The sequence below is a fragment of the Pseudoalteromonas luteoviolacea genome, assembly GCF_001750165.1.
Lineage (GTDB): Bacteria > Pseudomonadota > Gammaproteobacteria > Enterobacterales > Alteromonadaceae > Pseudoalteromonas > Pseudoalteromonas luteoviolacea_G.
The window spans coordinates 92860-109185 of sequence record NZ_CP015411.1; the positions used below are offsets into that span (position 1 = coordinate 92860).

Annotated in this window: 14 protein-coding genes; 11 read left to right on the forward strand and 3 right to left on the reverse strand. The window is 43.7% G+C overall.

From position 1 onward, the window contains the following. The first annotated feature begins 500 nt into the window (after window positions 1–500). The 9 genes from S4054249_RS00380 (at window position 501) to S4054249_RS00415 (ending at window position 13096) form a co-directional block, all read left to right on the forward strand. Entirely contained in the window at window positions 501–1754 is a 1254-nt protein-coding gene (locus S4054249_RS00380) for an efflux RND transporter periplasmic adaptor subunit (protein ID WP_080928264.1), read from the forward strand. A gap of 8 nt (window positions 1755–1762) precedes the next feature. Beyond that, a complete protein-coding gene (locus S4054249_RS00385) occupies window positions 1763–2488 on the forward strand; it encodes an ABC transporter ATP-binding protein (RefSeq protein WP_046354288.1) in 726 nt (241 codons plus the stop codon). A 22-nt stretch (window positions 2489–2510) separates the two neighbouring features. After that, window positions 2511–4910: an ABC transporter permease gene (locus tag S4054249_RS00390; protein WP_080928263.1), complete on the forward strand. Its 2400-nt coding sequence runs from the start codon at window positions 2511–2513 to the stop codon at window positions 4908–4910. A gap of 89 nt (window positions 4911–4999) precedes the next feature. Next, on the forward strand, window positions 5000–6166 hold the full coding sequence (locus tag S4054249_RS00395) for an efflux RND transporter periplasmic adaptor subunit (RefSeq protein ID WP_046354286.1): 1167 nt from the start codon (window positions 5000–5002) through the stop codon (window positions 6164–6166). A 16-nt stretch (window positions 6167–6182) separates the two neighbouring features. Continuing rightward, on the forward strand, window positions 6183–9323 hold the full coding sequence (locus S4054249_RS00400; RefSeq protein ID WP_046354285.1) for an efflux RND transporter permease subunit: 3141 nt from the start codon (window positions 6183–6185) through the stop codon (window positions 9321–9323). Between the two features lie 142 nt (window positions 9324–9465). Then, complete coding sequence (locus S4054249_RS26440; protein WP_155401335.1) at window positions 9466–9603, forward strand: hypothetical protein; 138 nt, start codon at window positions 9466–9468, stop codon at window positions 9601–9603. A gap of 90 nt (window positions 9604–9693) precedes the next feature. Then, the gene (locus S4054249_RS00405) at window positions 9694–10305 is read left to right on the forward strand and encodes a hypothetical protein (protein ID WP_155401334.1); all 612 of its coding nucleotides are present in this window, start codon (window positions 9694–9696) and stop codon (window positions 10303–10305) included. A 277-nt stretch (window positions 10306–10582) separates the two neighbouring features. After that, a complete protein-coding gene (locus tag S4054249_RS00410) occupies window positions 10583–12649 on the forward strand; it encodes a S9 family peptidase (protein WP_046354283.1) in 2067 nt (688 codons plus the stop codon). A gap of 45 nt (window positions 12650–12694) precedes the next feature. Continuing rightward, window positions 12695–13096, forward strand: a complete 402-nt coding sequence (locus S4054249_RS00415) for a hypothetical protein (protein ID WP_046354282.1) — start codon at window positions 12695–12697, stop codon at window positions 13094–13096. On the opposite strand, the gene S4054249_RS00420 is transcribed toward S4054249_RS00415, so the two are convergent. Beyond that, a complete protein-coding gene (locus tag S4054249_RS00420; protein WP_046354281.1) occupies window positions 13093–13560 on the reverse strand; it encodes a Dps family protein in 468 nt (155 codons plus the stop codon). The genes S4054249_RS00415 and S4054249_RS00420 overlap by 4 nt on opposite strands. Before the next feature lie 354 nt (window positions 13561–13914). Here S4054249_RS00420 and S4054249_RS00425 point away from each other — a divergent pair, with 354 nt between their 5' ends. After that, complete coding sequence (locus S4054249_RS00425) at window positions 13915–14124, forward strand: hypothetical protein (protein ID WP_039611328.1); 210 nt, start codon at window positions 13915–13917, stop codon at window positions 14122–14124. A gap of 1 nt (window position 14125) precedes the next feature. Here S4054249_RS00425 and S4054249_RS00430 read toward each other — a convergent pair whose 3' ends face one another. Both S4054249_RS00430 and S4054249_RS00435 read right to left on the reverse strand, forming a co-directional pair. Further along, entirely contained in the window at window positions 14126–14731 is a 606-nt protein-coding gene (locus S4054249_RS00430; RefSeq protein WP_046354280.1) for a lipase family alpha/beta hydrolase, read from the reverse strand. A gap of 8 nt (window positions 14732–14739) precedes the next feature. Next, window positions 14740–15276, reverse strand: coding sequence for a YaeQ family protein (locus S4054249_RS00435; RefSeq protein WP_046354315.1), 537 nt, complete (start codon window positions 15274–15276; stop codon window positions 14740–14742). Between the two features lie 103 nt (window positions 15277–15379). Here S4054249_RS00435 and ylqF point away from each other — a divergent pair, with 103 nt between their 5' ends. After that, window positions 15380–16324, forward strand: a complete 945-nt coding sequence (gene ylqF / locus S4054249_RS00440; RefSeq protein WP_046354279.1) for a ribosome biogenesis GTPase YlqF — start codon at window positions 15380–15382, stop codon at window positions 16322–16324. The last annotated feature ends 2 nt before the right edge of the window (window positions 16325–16326 follow it).

Here is a 16326-nt window from a genome sequence, read left to right on the forward strand (position 1 = left end):
TACTGTAATTTCAAATAAATAGGCATAACAGAACTGTATCTATATTGTGATGACCCGCCACCCACACTAGATTTTCAAGCGTTGTATTAGCAAGCTTCATGTGTACCAATACAAACTGAATTGGGCGCTGCCATGTTATTTAATGATATGACTTATATGGCTTTTTTATGTTTTTATGGCGTATACCTAGCGGTCCATGGCTTTGAGCCTATAAATTTCAATTAATCAGCTTAGAGCAACAGATCTGGACACTGACCAGTGTGTAATCATTGTGACTTTTTACCCATGAGCCAGTCTTATGGTCAGCATTTCATCATAGTATAAATAGCCATATGTCGATTCCGGAATCGAAACGGTATGTGTGCGTTTCTGGTCAATATGACAGACGTAATTGTTTTAACTACATGATAAATAGTGTTTTTTATTCTGGTATGTTTTTCGCAATACAAGTAACACAGTGAGTATCTCAGTAGAGACAGTTTAATGATAAGAAGACATACATGGATATAAGCGTACCGCAGAATACTTCTACTTTCGGGCCGAAACGTCATAAATGGTTATGGATGTTGCTATTTATCGCAGGCATAGCTTTGATATATTGGTTCTTTATTACCGAAAAGCCAGTGTATTTAGAAAGACATGCAGTGATGATTGAACATGTTAAAAAAGGCACTTTAACGATCCAAGTTGATGCTTTTGGCACATTAGCCAGTGCGCAACAACAGATCATTACATCAGTCAGCGCAGGGGTTGTGAAAGACATTCATTACAAGCTTGGTAGTACCATTGAACCCGGAGCGACAATATTACGCCTAGAGAATGTTGATTTAGAGTTGGAATATAAGCGCATCAAACAAAGTTTGGCAGAAGCGCAAGCCGAATTGCTCCAGTTAAATTTGAGACAGCAGCGTGAAGTACTGGTTGAACGCTCGATAATCAGTGATCTTGAAGGTCAATTGGCCACATTGTCTTTTCGTCATCAAGCACAAAAAGAGTTGGCTAATCAGGGGATTATTTCTGAGTTATCCTTTTTTGAAACACAGGCTCAAGTGGAAAGTTTAACCGGCCAGATAAACCATGCAAAAACCCGCACTGCCCAGTTACAGCAATTACACCAAAGTGCGCTGACTGTGATGAAAAAGCGTGTGACTTTAACTGAGCAAGAGTTGGATGCGATGCACACTAAAATTGAGCAGCTTGAGGTGAGTGCATCGGATTATGGGGTGCTTGAGTCACTCCCTCTTGAGCTAGGCGCACGTATTTTAGCTGGGGCCCATGTCGCGACGATTGGAGATAGACGAGCTTTAGTCGCACAGCTGCAGGTCAGCCAGTCACAAGTCGGGCTTGTAAAAGTTGGGCAAGCCGTGAATGTATTTGCAGGTCAGGAGGTTTTGCAGGGGGAAGTGATACGTATCGATCCTGTTGTGATTAACCATAGTGTCAACGTAGAAGTCAGTTTACCGGCGCTTGGTGATATGGATCTACGGCCAAAGCAGAGTGTTACCGCATCAATTATTACCGATACCATAGACAATACTCATTATGTTCGCACGCCGCTCACTGGATCTGGCGAACAGACTCTCTTTTTGTATCGAGTTGATAACAATGGCCAGACTGAGCGGGTGCCTGTGCAATTAGGTCGTCAAAGTGGTCAATATAGCGAGATAATAAGAGGCTTAAAAGCAGGTGACGCGGTGGTTATTTCTGACCTTAGCGATTATGCACGAAACAAACAGGTTGTGGTTATTCATTAGGAGCAAACATGCAGAACATTATTGAAATGCAAGAGGTTGGTAAAGTGTTCACCACGGCTGATTTTCAAACGCATGCATTAAGAAATATTTCAATGACAATAGAGCAAGGTGAGTTTGTCTCTATATCCGGCCCGTCAGGGTGTGGTAAATCTACATTATTATCTCTGATGGGATTATTGGAGCCTGCCACATCGGGGCGTTATTTATTAGCAGGCCAGCAAGTAGACAATTTAACGTTTGATCAAGCCGCTAAGCTGAGAAATATGCATATAGGTTTTATTTTTCAGTCTTTTAATTTGGTTGATTCACTGTCTGTTTATGACAATGTCGCTTTGCCACTGCGTTATCGCACTCCTAAGGTAACAGTCAAAGAGGCTCGGCATCGGGTGCAGTTATGTTTAGAGCAAGTGGGCTTGTCCCATCGTAGTGAGCATCATCCGAGTCAGTTATCGGGTGGACAGCAGCAACGGGTTGCCATTGCCAGAGCTCTGGTTACTCAGCCAAGCATTTTGCTTGTGGATGAAGCGACTGGCAACTTGGACTCTAAAAGCGGCGATGCTGTTATGAGGTTGATCAATGACCTACACCAACAAGGCACAACGATATGTATGGTGACCCACGACCCGCGTTATGCAGATATGGCGTCGCGTCGTGTGCAGTTATTCGATGGTGAATTACTCACAATGATAAATAGGCCATCATCTACGCCAACTTCTCTTTATGGGCCTTTATAACCGTGGATCTAATTAGGTGATTATGATGATGTGGAAGGAAAACATCAGTGCTATTGTTGAGTTATTGAGTAAAGTAAGATTTACCGTCATATTTGTAGGATTATTGGCCTGTGCTTTGGCTGGTGGTGCAATCGTGAGTGTGCTTGTGTGGCATGCCTATGCACCTTTGCCCTATGCCAATGATGAACAACTCGTGTGGTTACGTGGCAGCATGGTTGATCATACAGGAAATCGTGTGATGGATAATGCGCTATCAAATGTCGCGGCCCAGTACATTGCGACGCATGACTCAGCTTTATCTCTGGCTGCCCCCGTTTATTATGGTGACGCACTGTATAGGGATCATGTGAGACAACCTAAGCTCAACGTAACGTATACGAAGCCTGAGTTCTTCACTTTATTCGGGCAATCTCTCATACAAGGCCGTTACTTTGAGGCGCCTCAGTCAGATGGTACAGTCCGTCACGAGGCGGTTATCAGCGAGTGCTTTGCGAAGCGTCATATGCCACAAGTGCTCAGGCAAAGTGGCAACTCAGTGTACAGTTTGCAATTGGACCAACAAACTTTTCAAGTGGTTGGGGTTGTCGCATGCTCGAAAACAGAGCCCCAGTTATATTTACCAAATCGCGACACTGATGTTTATGTTGCTTTTAATCATGTCATCGATGGTCAAGCAATGGCACTTGAGCATATTTCGGTGCGCTACAACACTTTTGTGGTTGGTCGTACTGTCGAGCAATTGAACCGTCCGGCTGTGACGGCTGATATCACAGGACATTTGAATACTGAGTTTCGTGCTGGGTTAGTTGCTAATGGTAATGCCGTGAATAACCAGTTGCGCTTTGACTATATTCCCTTAGAGCAGAAGCTCAAAGGTAGGTTGCAAGCATCAAGTATTTGGCTGTTGCTGTGTGCTGTGGCATTTCTATGTATTACCTTGATTAATTTATTGATGTTTTATTTGCTAGAGATTAAAACACAGCACGCACAGTTAGTTCTTAAAGCCACGCTTGGAGCACCGTTGGCGACATTGCGCACTGCACACTATTGGCAGTTGGGGGTGATATTCTCAGTGGCCGCAATATGTGCCATCGCCCTTGCCGAGATTGGCGTACTGGCGATTGCGCATTTCGGTCAAAAATCCATTGCGCATATCGATTGGTTGCAATTGAATGCTTTCCATTATGCATTAGTGATGGGGTTCTCACTGTTACTGGCATGGTGTTTTGCTGGCTTTGGCTTTAAACAATTATCTTTTGATAGTTTATATCAAAGTTTACAGGCGGCAGGTAAAGGTCAGGCTAAGCAACTTCCGCACTGGCTGAGTGTTGGGACGTTGGTGACGCAGCTTTGTATTGGACTGGTTGTGCTGTGTATTGGTATATGGTCAGCCAATTACTTTGGTTCTAAGATAACCACCTCCTCAGGTATTGAGCCACAAGATACCATGTTTATTGTGCGCCATCAGATGTCATGGGACAGGAACGAAGCGGCCGTTGCGGCACGTAAACAGATGTATTTATCAAATGTACAAGCTTTATTAGCGCATCCTAAAATATCGGCAGTTGCGCTCACCAGTCTCAATCCGTTAGATACAAGCTACTTGGCACAAATCAGTAAATACCCCGATATAAGAAAACAGGTGACAATGCATTCACAGCTAGTCGGAGAGGGATATTTTTCATTACTCGGGTTACAGTTTGTGGCGGGTAAAGCTTTTACTCATATAGAAACTGACACACGTCAATCGGTCATCATTAATCAGGCAGCTGCCAAGCTATTAGGCGTGAATGCCAATGATATTGGGAATAACTTATATGGTCGTGGTGAGCAGCCAATGAAGTTGCTGGGCATTGTAGAAGACATCTACAGTTATACTCATGGCGCACCTGCAACTGTATATTATCCACATGATTTTTTTGAGGGGAACATGGTGGTTAAGTTCATGCCAAATCAATCTATGACGAAGTATGAGTTGACACAGGCACTGCAGCAGCGTGTGAATACACAAAGTATTAGAGAGGTTCATGACTTGGCGCGCCATTTGTCCAATCTTAACCAATCGGCCGTACTGAGCTTTTACAGTGGAATTGGACTAAGCTTTTTAATGATCTTACAAGTGCTGGTTGGACTCTATGGTTTATTGGCCAATTTGGCCTTCATTCAGCAACCAGTATTGTTGATAAAACAGCAAGTCGGTGCAACACGTTGGCAGTTAATATTAGAGCAAATGCGCGCACGTTTGGTACATTTTCTCATCGCGTTATTGATTGCAACATGTGTAACGCTTGGACTGGCGAGCATATTGCCTATGGTGACGTCGGCTTTGTTTTACAGTTTTGTTTTTTCGGCTTTTATCGTATTTATTACCTTGTTTACTATAGATTTTTATCATCTTAGAGGGCAGTTGAAAAAATATTGAGAGGTTGTAACAGATTCTTACAAATGTCACACCCTTGGGAGGGTAAATCTTGTTACTATAGCGCTAGGAAATTATCAATAGGTACAGTCATGCAAGCAAGAATACTGAAATGGATATTGCCCTTCGCCGCGTTGGGCATAGGTATCATTGGGTTTATGGGCATAAATGCCGTAGCCAAAAACGATGATGATTCTGATGTCGTAGACACGCGTCCCATTGTAGAAGTCGAAGCGCTTGAAGCGCAAGATCATCAGGTGGTAATCAATAGCTATGGTGAGGTGAGACCACTTGATCAAACGATGCTATCGGTGCAAGTTTCTGGTGAAATTGAATACTGGCACCCTAAGTTTGTTACTGGTGGGGTGGTGAGTAAAGGAGACGTGTTACTACGCATTGAAAAAGACAACTATGAAGCGGCGGTATTGCAGGCTGAAGCGTCACTATCAAGTGCGCAGGCCAAGCTAATTGAAGAACAAGCGCTGGCAGATGTCGCTGCGGACGAAGCAAAGCGCTTTCCTAACAAAAAACACACCGATTTATTCTTGCGAAAACCTCAGCTGATGAGTGCACACGCTGCAGTTAAATCAGCAAAAGCGGCTTTAAAAAGAGCGCAGCGTGACTTAGATAATTGTGATGTCGTTGCTCCTTTTAATGCGTTAATCGTATCGAGAGACGTGGGCTTGGGTCAATTTGTGAGCACGGGTAGTCCGGTGGCGCAATTAAACAACATTGAACAAGCTGAAGTGGTGATCCCGATTGCGGGGTTTGACTCAATCTTTTTACCTGAGCAAGTGTCGGGTGTGAAAGCGACCTTGACGCAAAAAGGGGTTAACGGCTTTACTCGTGAAGCCTATATTCACCGCGATCTTGGTGTCGTTGATCAGCAAACACGTATGAGCAGTTTAGTGGTGCGTATTGAAGATCCATACGGCTTGACGAGCAGTAAGCCGAAAGTGAAATTTGGTACTTACGTACAGGTTCAGTTTAAGGGTAAGACGTTACGTCAAATCTATCGTCTTCCACAAGAATTAGTGAATAACCAAACTGTTTGGTTATTGAATGAAGAAGCACAATTAGAGCCGCGTCCTGTGCAAGTGATCCGTGAAGAAGGGACGTATTACTTAGTGGGCGAAGGGCTGTCTAACAATGACAAAGTCGTTGTGACACTACCTGAATATCCTCAGCGTGGTATGGCTGTTAAAGTTGCAGGCTCGAAAGAAACGGATACAGAGTCTGACAACGTGGAAAAGCTGTAACAGCAGGGAATGAACTATGAGTGAGCAAATAAGAACTTCCCAAAAAGGGCTAATTGCCTATTTTGCGAATAACCCCGTCGCTGCAAACTTGATGATGATATTTATCTTAATCATGGGCGTTGTGAGCTATTTAACGATTCAGCGACAAATGTTTCCCAGTATAGAGCTAAACTTTGTCAGCATTAATGCAAGTTATCCCGGTGCCTCGCCGCAGGAGATCGAAGAAAGCATCCTTATAAAGATAGAAGAGTCTTTGAAGGATGTAACAGAAATCGACAAAGGGGTTTATCGAGCACGGCGCGGTAGCGGCAGTGTGCAGCTAGAAATAGACACCAGTGCCGATTTAAGTGAGGTGGTTGAAAAGGTACGAACACGAGTCGATGGGATTGCAACCTTTCCAGCGGCCATGGAGCCTATTCGAGTTCAGCAAGTCGAATTTCGCCAAGACGTGATCCAAATGGCGTTGGCGGCGGATATTCCATTAAAGGATCTTAAACCGCTAGCCAAAGAAGTTGAAGATGAACTGTTACAGCTTTCCAATGTATCGCTGGTTGAGCGCAGTACACCAGCGTATGAAATTGCCATTGAAATTGACCCTGACACGTTACGTCGATATGGTCTTACAATTAATGATGTGAGCAATGCAATTCGTCGTTATTCAGCGAATATGTCTGCTGGTGAAGTTCGTACGGATGCCGGTATTATTTCAGTACGTGTTGAAAATCAAAAATATCGTGGCGATGAATTTAAGCGTATTCCAGTAAAAGTGGGTGATAACGGCGCGAAGGTGTATTTACAAGATATTGCGGTGATCAAAGATGAGTTTGTTGAGGGGGAGTTTTACTTTAAACAAAACGGCATCAATGCAGCGTTTTTATCAGTAAAAGCAACCAAAGACCAAAACATGATCCCTGTTGCTAAAACCGTCCACGCCTATATTGAGGAAAAGAACAAAACACTGCCGGCAGGCGTATCACTTACACCTATCGTTGACATGACTTACTACCTCGATGCACGTCTTGAAATGATGAAAAAGAACATGCTGCAAGGTGCGCTGTTAGTGGCCATCATGTTGTCTATTTTCTTGCGCTTTAAGCTGGCTCTATGGGTGATGGTTGGTTTACCTGTATGTTTCCTAGGCGCCATTATGCTGATGCCAGCATTTGGTGTGAGCATTAACATTGTGTCCTTATTCGCATTCATTATGGTACTGGGGATTGTGGTTGATGATGCCATCGTCATAGGGGAGGCTGCCTACACAGAAGTTGAACGCAGTGGTCCAAGTGTTGACAGTGTTGTGCGTGGTGCTAAACGCGTTGCGACTCCCGCCACGTTTGGCGTGTTGACAACCATGGCGGTATTTGCCCCGATGATCATGTCCAGTGGGCCGCAAGGTGCTTTCTTCAAATCGATTTCCATCGTGGTGATACTGTGTTTGATATTCAGCTTAATTGAGTCAAAATGGATATTACCGGCACACATAGGCCATACTAAATTTAAGCCGCTGCGTGAAAACAGCCGACGTGCTAAGTTTAACAAGCACTTCTTTGCATTTGTGAATGGACCTTATCGTAATTTTGTTGAAAAAGCGGTGGAATGGCGCTGGGCGGTATTCTTTGGTTTTATTGCCATATTCCTTGTCAGTATGTCTTTGATCACCTCGAATCAAGTGCGTTTTATCCCGTTACCGAAAGTGCCACATGACTTCCCTCAAGTGAAAGTCATGCTCAATGATAATGTGTCTGATGAGCAAACGATGGCGGCACTGCAGCAAATCGAAAGTATGATGCTGAGCGTGGATAAAGACATTGAGCGCGAGCATGGTCAAAAGATGGTAAAAGACATCTTGGTATGGAATGAAGGCCGCAGTGAAGGTAATGTGCTCGCCGTGCTGGTTGATGAAGATATACGTCCATTTGATGCTTTTGAATTGTCCCGTCGTTGGCGTGAAGCCATGCCAACAATTCCCGGTGTTAAATCGTTACTTGTCATTGATGATGTCAATGACCCAGGCAATGGCGATGGTGAGTTTGGCTATCTGATTTATGGACCAGATATTGATACGCTCAATGCTGCGGGTAGACATTTTATTTCTATGTTACAACAAGAAAAAGGCTTGTTTGATATCAGTTCAACCATAGACCCGCCGAGTAAAGAAGTGCAGCTGTCGCTGAAGCCGGTTGCTTACGACTTAGGCTTGAACTTGGCTGATGTGGCGAATCAAATCGGTGATAGTTTCTATGGTGGTGAGGCGCAGCGTCTGATCCGTGATGGTGAGGAAATACGTGTGATGGTGCGTTATCCAAAACTGGATAGAGAAGCGGTGGCGTCGCTGAAATATGCACTGATCAAAACACCGGATGGTCGTGAAGTGGTACTGGGTGATGTGGTGGAGTTTACAGAGAAGCCTGGTGTGAGTTATATCCGTCGTGAAGGTGGCTACCGTACTGTCTATGTGTATGGCAGCATTGATGAGCAGGTAATTGAACCCTCAGCTGTTGTAGACAACATTAAAGAAAACCTGCTGCCTAAGTTGTTTGAGCAGTTCCCAGACGTGAAAACTGAGCTTGGGGGCTCGATTGAAGAAACGCAAGCGCAAGCCAATGAACAGATCATGTTCTTTGCTGCGGGTATGATGATTGTGTACATCTTGCTGGCAGTGCCACTGAAAAGTTATTCACAGCCGCTGATTATTATGTCTGTTATCCCATTTAGCTTGATAGGTGCTGTGTGGGGGCACTGGTTAAATGGCTTAGACATGAGCATGATGTCGACCTTTGGTTTAATTGCCGCAGCTGGCGTCGTTATCAATGACTCTTTGGTGATGACCGATTATGTCAACCAAGTACGTAAAGAAGGGGTTAGGCTCAAAGATGCGGTAATCGAAGCGGGCTGCGCACGCTTTAGAGCAATTACATTGACATCGATTACGACGTTTGCGGGTGTCACCCCGATTATCTTTGAGACCAGCTTACAAGCTAAATTTGTTATCCCAATGGCGATTTCACTTGGTTTTGCGGTATTGTTTGCAACCTTGATCACCTTGATACTTGTGCCTTGTTTGTACATTATTCTGGTGGATATTCAACAAACTTTCCCGAAACTTGGTAAGTTGAGAAAAAGTTTCAAGAAAGACTCTCACCAGTCAGTTGTCTAAATTTGTATCACCTATTAAAGCCCAGCCTTGTGCTGGGCTTTTTGTTTGTGTGTGAATTTTGTTCCCATTTTGGTTGAAAAAGATTCGCCTTGTGTTTTCTTGTGGTAATATTTTGGGGATTTCTATTGATAAGGAGATAATCTTGAAATCGATATTATTTAAATTTTACATGGTCATGAAGGTCTTTGTATGCTTCATCGGCAATGCACACGCAATTGATTCAAAAGCGATATACTTCGACTCACAAGGCGTTGAAGTCATGGTTAATTTTCAAAGTTAAACAACTCATTCAGAAGTTCATCGTGTCGTATTTTCAGCTGTTTGTGGTCAAAATTACACACGTTGTGCATCGGATTCAATTCAAGCAAATATGATGGATGACTTTGTGACGGCGCTAAAGTACGGTCGCTTTTATAAGTATGTTTATGTGCCACTTGACTCTTGTATTGCGCCAGGTGCAGATTGTATTTCACACGTGATTGAGCCTTTTACCGAACAAAGCACAGTGAGTGAAAATGTGCTTAGAAGTGGTTATAGACTGCAAAGACAGACTATTAATACACCGACTAAAGGCGAAATATTTGCCAATTCTATGATGACTGAAGCGGGTTCAACGGTAGTGGGCGTCGTTGCTGATTATTTAAAAGGCAAAAGTGCAACGAAAAATAATAGCCTAAGTATGTATATGGTTTTTACAGCACTAATTGATGGAAAAAGAAGACCTTTGGCCGTGTGCAAAGTTGCGAAATATGGTTGTGACTCTCAACCAGATGTGGTTTTTGAAGAGCTTATGGAAGGCAAAATACTTGTCTCAATCCCGATCGGTGATGGGTCGGGCGTGGGTGGAAATAACCCTGAATATCGCCACAGGGAGCGCAGTGTAGAAGATTACATGAACGCGCTTGAATTTAAATGTATACCAACTTATACAGGCTCAGGTGATTGGAAGGTAAAACGGTTAACTTGCTACTTTAATCAGTGAGCTTTGAGACTGACTTGCTAATGATTAAATGCCCAGCCCTGTGCTGGGCTTTTTTGTTTTTGTTGCGCAAGCTTAGCGCCTATTCCGTTTTGACTCTTAAAGTTATAAAGTAACACTTTGCAAGTTCGTCTTATTCTGTATCAATCTTAAAAATTCATCGAAATAACGTGTGTGTGCGATGCCATGGTTATCTACCTGCGCAAGTAATGGCACAAAGCTGTACCTCACCTAGAGCTATGTTAGACTGGATGAACAATAACAAATCAGGAACAACTATATGACCAAAGCGCTTACACCGCCAGTGGCAAAAAAAGTACCTCATGTGATGGAAATACATGGGCATCAAAGGACAGATAACTATTACTGGATGCGTGATGATAAGCGTCAAAATGACGAAGTATTAGCCCATTTAAAAGCAGAAAATGATTACTGTGAAGCACTTATGCAACCACATAAAGCGCTGCAGGAAACGTTATTTGAAGAAATGAAAGGGCGTATTGTCAAAGATGACTCTTCAGTACCAGTTAAAGATGGTCGCTATTGGTATACCAATGAGGTCAGCGGTGATGAAGAATATGGTCGTCATTATCGTGCATTGAATGAAGCAATGGATGATAAACAGCTGTTGTTGGACGTGAATGAGTTAGCCAAAGCATTTGAGTTTTATGAGCTAGCGGATTTAGCCGTCAGTCCAGATGATAACCTCCTTGCATACAGTGAGGATACAGATGGTCGTCGTATTTACACGATCAAGTTTAAAGATTTGAATACCGGCCAAATGCTCGAGGATTGTTTGGTTGAAACCGAAGGTGAAGTGGTTTGGGCGAACGATAATCGCACCGTCTTTTATGTTAAAAAAGATTTGCAAACCTTGCTAGGATTCCAAGTATACCGACATGTGCTTGGTACATCGCAAAGTGACGATGTCTTGGTATATGAAGAGCAGGATCGCCAATATTATATGGGTCTTGGTAAAAGCCGAGATGAAAGCCAGATCTACATTTATTTATCTGCGACTGAGACAAGTGATGTACTTTGTTTAGATGCGGATCAGCCTATGGGCGATTTTAAGCGTTTATTAGCGCGTCAAGAAGGGCATGAATATGGTCTTGATAAGTTTGGCGAGTATTATTATTTATTAACTAATAGTGATGCTAAAAACTTTCGCATGGTGCGAGCTGGATTAGATGTTGTTAATGACCCTAGCCAGTGGGAAGAGATCATCGCGCACCGTGAACATGTTTTGCTAGAAGGACTTGAGTTGTTTGACTCGCACTTTGTGATCACAGAGCGTGAAATGGGACAAATTCGTTTTGTCATTCATGATTATGCAGGTGAAAGTTACCAGCTAGGCTTTGATGATGCATGTTATTTTGCAGGGGTTGGCTATAACCCAGAGCCAGAATCAACCTCTGTACGCATTACCTATTCAAGTTTGACAACACCAAGTAGTGTCTACGAATGTGATTTGGCTACCGGCCAAAAAACATTGAAAAAGCAAGTTAAAGTACTGGGGGATTTCCAGCCTCAAGACTATGCTTCTGAGCGCTTACACATCACTGCTCGTGATGGCGAGAAAGTCCCTGTCTCTGTTGTTTATCGAAAGTCATTATTCAATAAAGATGGGACCAATCCGTTATTGCAATATGGCTATGGGGCTTATGGTTATACGGTTGATCCCACTTTTTCCAGCTCGACCTTGAGCTTGTTGGACAGAGGGTTTGTTTATGTTATCGCGCATATTCGGGGTTCGGAGATGCTGGGCCGTCACTGGTACGAAAACGGTAAGAAAGCCCATAAAGAGAATAGTTTCAACGACTTTGTAGATGTGACCCGTGCATTAGTCGATCAACAATACGGCGCGGCGGATAAAATCTTTGCATCCGGTGGTAGTGCGGGTGGTCTCTTAATGGGGGCTGTGATGAACCAAGCGCCTGAGCTGTATTTAGGCATTGGGTGTCATGTGCCATTTTTAGATGTGCTGACCACGATGTTGGATGAATCTATTCCTTTAACAACCAATGAGTATGATGAGTGGGGTAATCCAAATCATTTGGCTGATTATGAGAGCATTTTGTCCTATTCGCCTTATGACAATTTAGCGGCTAAGGGCTATCCTAATACATTGGTGACCACAGGTTTACATGACTCACAAGTACAATATTGGGAGCCGATGAAGTGGGTTGCTAAGCTCAGAGCACTTAAAACTGACGACAATGTGCTAATGTTTAAAACCGACATGGATTCTGGACACGGTGGTGCGTCAGGCAGATTTAAGAGCTTACATGAAAAAGCGCTGGAGATGGCCTTTTTTATCTCTGTGTTACCACAACAGGCTGACTAACTGACTGGGCGATTTACATCGCTCATTTGATTTTAGGAGAGCGGTATGTTTTCAGTGCGCGGACAGTGGCAAATAGACATCGCGCCACCAACCGTTTTTGTAAACTTAGTGGGTGCATTTAATAGTGAGGGCGTCACTGCATTGGTGCAAGAAGCGCGTAAGCGTTGGCAAGACTATCAGCCTGGCCAATTGCGCTGTGCAGTGGTTAATCTCAGTGAATTTGAAATGACCACTGCAGATAGCATTGCAGCACTCAAAGCATATTGTAAAGACATGGAGCAGCGTGGTTACCGTGAAATTGATTACATTGGTATTGATGCCTTAACCCGTAAATTCATTTGTGAGTTATGGACAGGCAGTGACATCAAGGTACAGTTGTACCTTGATGTGGCAGCGTATCTCAGCCAACATCCGAGCTACCGAGGAGCAGCTCCTTGGTTGGTTTAACCTAAATAAGCCTTGAGCATCCAGACTAACTTTTCTTGCTCGGTGATGTAATCCCCCATTAAAGACGCAGTGCCTTCGTCCTCGGCATCGGCAGCTTGTGCCAATATGGTACGTTGCGACTTGATCAGCTGAGTGAAGCCAGCAAGCAGTGTAGCGACTGCCTCAGGACCATTTTGAATATCTTTCGCTTCGGCAATTTCACTGGCGTTTAGGTAATCACTAAAGGCGTGTAGAGGAATGCCTTCAATGGTTAAGATACGCTCTGCTAACTCGTCCACTTTGAGCAATAGCTGATTGTAGATTTCTTCAAATTTAACGTGTAGTTCAAAAAACTCTCTACCTTTGATGTTCCAGTGGAAGCTGCGCGCATTCATATATTGGATCTGGTAGCTACTTAAAAGTACGTTTAATGCTGCAACCAGTTGCTCACTTTTCTGTTTGTCTAACCCTATGCTATTTGTCATTGTTCGCTACCTTATGATGTTTTTCCGCAGTAGATGCGGCGTGTTTAAATGCTTGTCACTGTGTGACTTTGTATGTTGTACAGTGTGGCGGATGGAGGCGGGAAAGGCCAACGACTAAAAGCGATTATAGCCATCGAAAAAGTTGTTAGTACTTGCTTAAAGCTTGCCACTTTGACTAAAAAGTCAGCGCTTTGTTGATCCATCGCAAATGTGAATAGGTGTATGTATAAAGCGGTTTTTCAGCTTGATTTAGGTCAATTTTTATACCGCCAACAAGGCCATAATAAAAAGGCAAAGCGCCCTGTTTTATTTTTTTAGGCCATTTCTAGGGCGCTCATTTTTAAGGAGAGCTCTATGAAAGGTAAAACAGAATCACAGCATAAAGGTGAAATTACCGTTGTTGTCATTGCGCTGGTGGCTTTTGTGGTCGGGCTAGTGGGACATTTAGCGGGAGCTAGCTATGCAAATTCGGACAGTTTTGGGTATCTGGCGGCACCAGTGCCTTTAATAACCGGGATCATTGCTTTGGTCGCATATAAAGTCGCGCAAAAGGCAGATAAATAATCTACTTATCGCGACTGATCACGTCAATGATGTAGTCCATCACGCTACGCGAATAAATTAAGGTGGTATGGCTGCGGTGAAACACTTTATGCTCGGCCATGCCCTTTAGTTTTGTCTCATCGAGCAACACTGTGCCGTCTGAGCGGCTGCCTTTTTGCAATAATGGCATCAACCCAATCGGTAAGTCGCCTGCAATGCTATATAAACGTGCATTAAAAGGCCATGTATTGGTCTCGCTCAGTAAATATTCCACACTATTTTTTAATAAGCGATCAAACCCTTTCTCATGCATATGTTTTGCGATGGCACTGCCTTTGTGTGGTGTACCAAGAGTAATGACTTTTTCAACATACTGGCTCTGTGCTGAGGCGTGGGTGAGATAATCTCTGGCGACCAACCCCCCCATAGAATGACACACAAATGCAGTTGGTTTATCCGCGATAAATGCATCTATTTGTTTGAAGATAGATTGTCTGTCGGGGGCCAAGGTGTTGTAGCTTAAATTGAGGATTTCACAGCCGGTTTTTTCTAACCGAGTACAAAGCGGCTGCATCACAAACCCTGACATATATAGTCCGTGAAGGACGACAATCCGCTTTATATTCATACGCTTCCTTATTTAAGCTGGGTTGGCACAATTTGCACACTGTGCTGTGAGTCACTGAGCCATATTTCGCCATCTTGGATGGTCGCTGTCAAATCCATTGAACGTGCAAATAGCTCCACCATTTGTGAAGTGGCCGAATAAGGTAGGCTGTAAACGCTTAAATTATCATATTGATTGGCAGCAGATTGATTCTTTTTCCACCAAATCTCTTGGGTGTTTTCACCATACGTGTACAAAACCACTTGTTGTGAACGCACTGCGGCTTTTTTCAGGCGCTTTTCATCCGGTAAACCAACATCAACCCACAGCTCAATGTCATCGGTCAGGTTTTTTTGCCACGCAGCGGGCTCATCATCCACACATAGCCCTTTAGTAAAGCTCAGCTCTTCAGTGTATTGCAAGATATAAGCAAGTAGACGTACCATCAATCGCTGTTCATTCTCTGATGGGTGCTGCGCCAAAGTGAGTGACTTATCGGTATAGACATGCCTATCCATATCACTGATATTGAGATGTGCTTTTAGAATTGTAGATTTTAGGGCCATGTTATTATGCTGAGAGTTTTTAAAGGCCCAGTATATCAAGATTTATCTATCTGGTGCGTTTTACGTTAAAATAGTCACAGATTTTAGTTTTGGAGAGATTTTTATGGCCATCCAATGGTTTCCTGGACATATGAATAAGGCGCGCAATGAGATCAAAGAGATCATGCCGCAGATGGATGTCATTATTGAAGTACTTGATGCGCGTATTCCGTATAGCAGTGAAAACCCAATGGTCGCGCAATTACGCGGTGACAAGCCGGTCATCAAAATCTTAAACAAAGCGGACTTAGCAGATCCCGAGATGACCAAAGCTTGGATGGCGTATTTTGAGCAAGAGGATGGGGTAAAAACCTTATCATTTGGTCATGATAAAGCGGCTGAAGTACATCGCATTAATGCGCTGTGTAAAAAGTTAGCGCCGCACAAAGTAGGGCAAGATAAGCAGTTAAAAGCCATGATCATGGGCATTCCAAATGTTGGCAAATCAACACTTATCAATATACTGGCTGGCCGCATTGTCGCTAAGACAGGCAATGAGCCAGCGGTGACCAAGGCGCAGCAACGCATTCGTTTAGAAGACGGGATCATGCTGTATGACACACCGGGTATGTTGTGGCCAAAAGTGGAAAATGAAAACTCGGGCTACCGTCTAGCCGCGACGGGGGCTATCCGGGATACAGCCATTAACTATGAAGAAGTGGCGAGTTATACCGCTGAATATTTGTTGAAGGCTTACCCTGAGCTACTGAAAAGTCGTTATAAAATTGATGAGTTGCCAGATTGTGATTGGACATTTATTGAAATGGCTGGGCGCAAACGAGGCTGTATTCGCGGTGGTAATCAGGTTGATACCCATAAAATGTCAGAGATCCTCATCAACGAGTTACGCGATGCGGTGCTTGGTCATGTGACGATGGAAACACCGCAAATGCGTGAAGAAGAAGAGCAGATGGTTGCCGAGATCCGTGCTGCCGCAGAAGCGAAAAAGGCTGCCCGCGAAGAAGAAAAACGTCAACGCCGTGCTCGCGCACGAAAGAATCGTCGCTAATT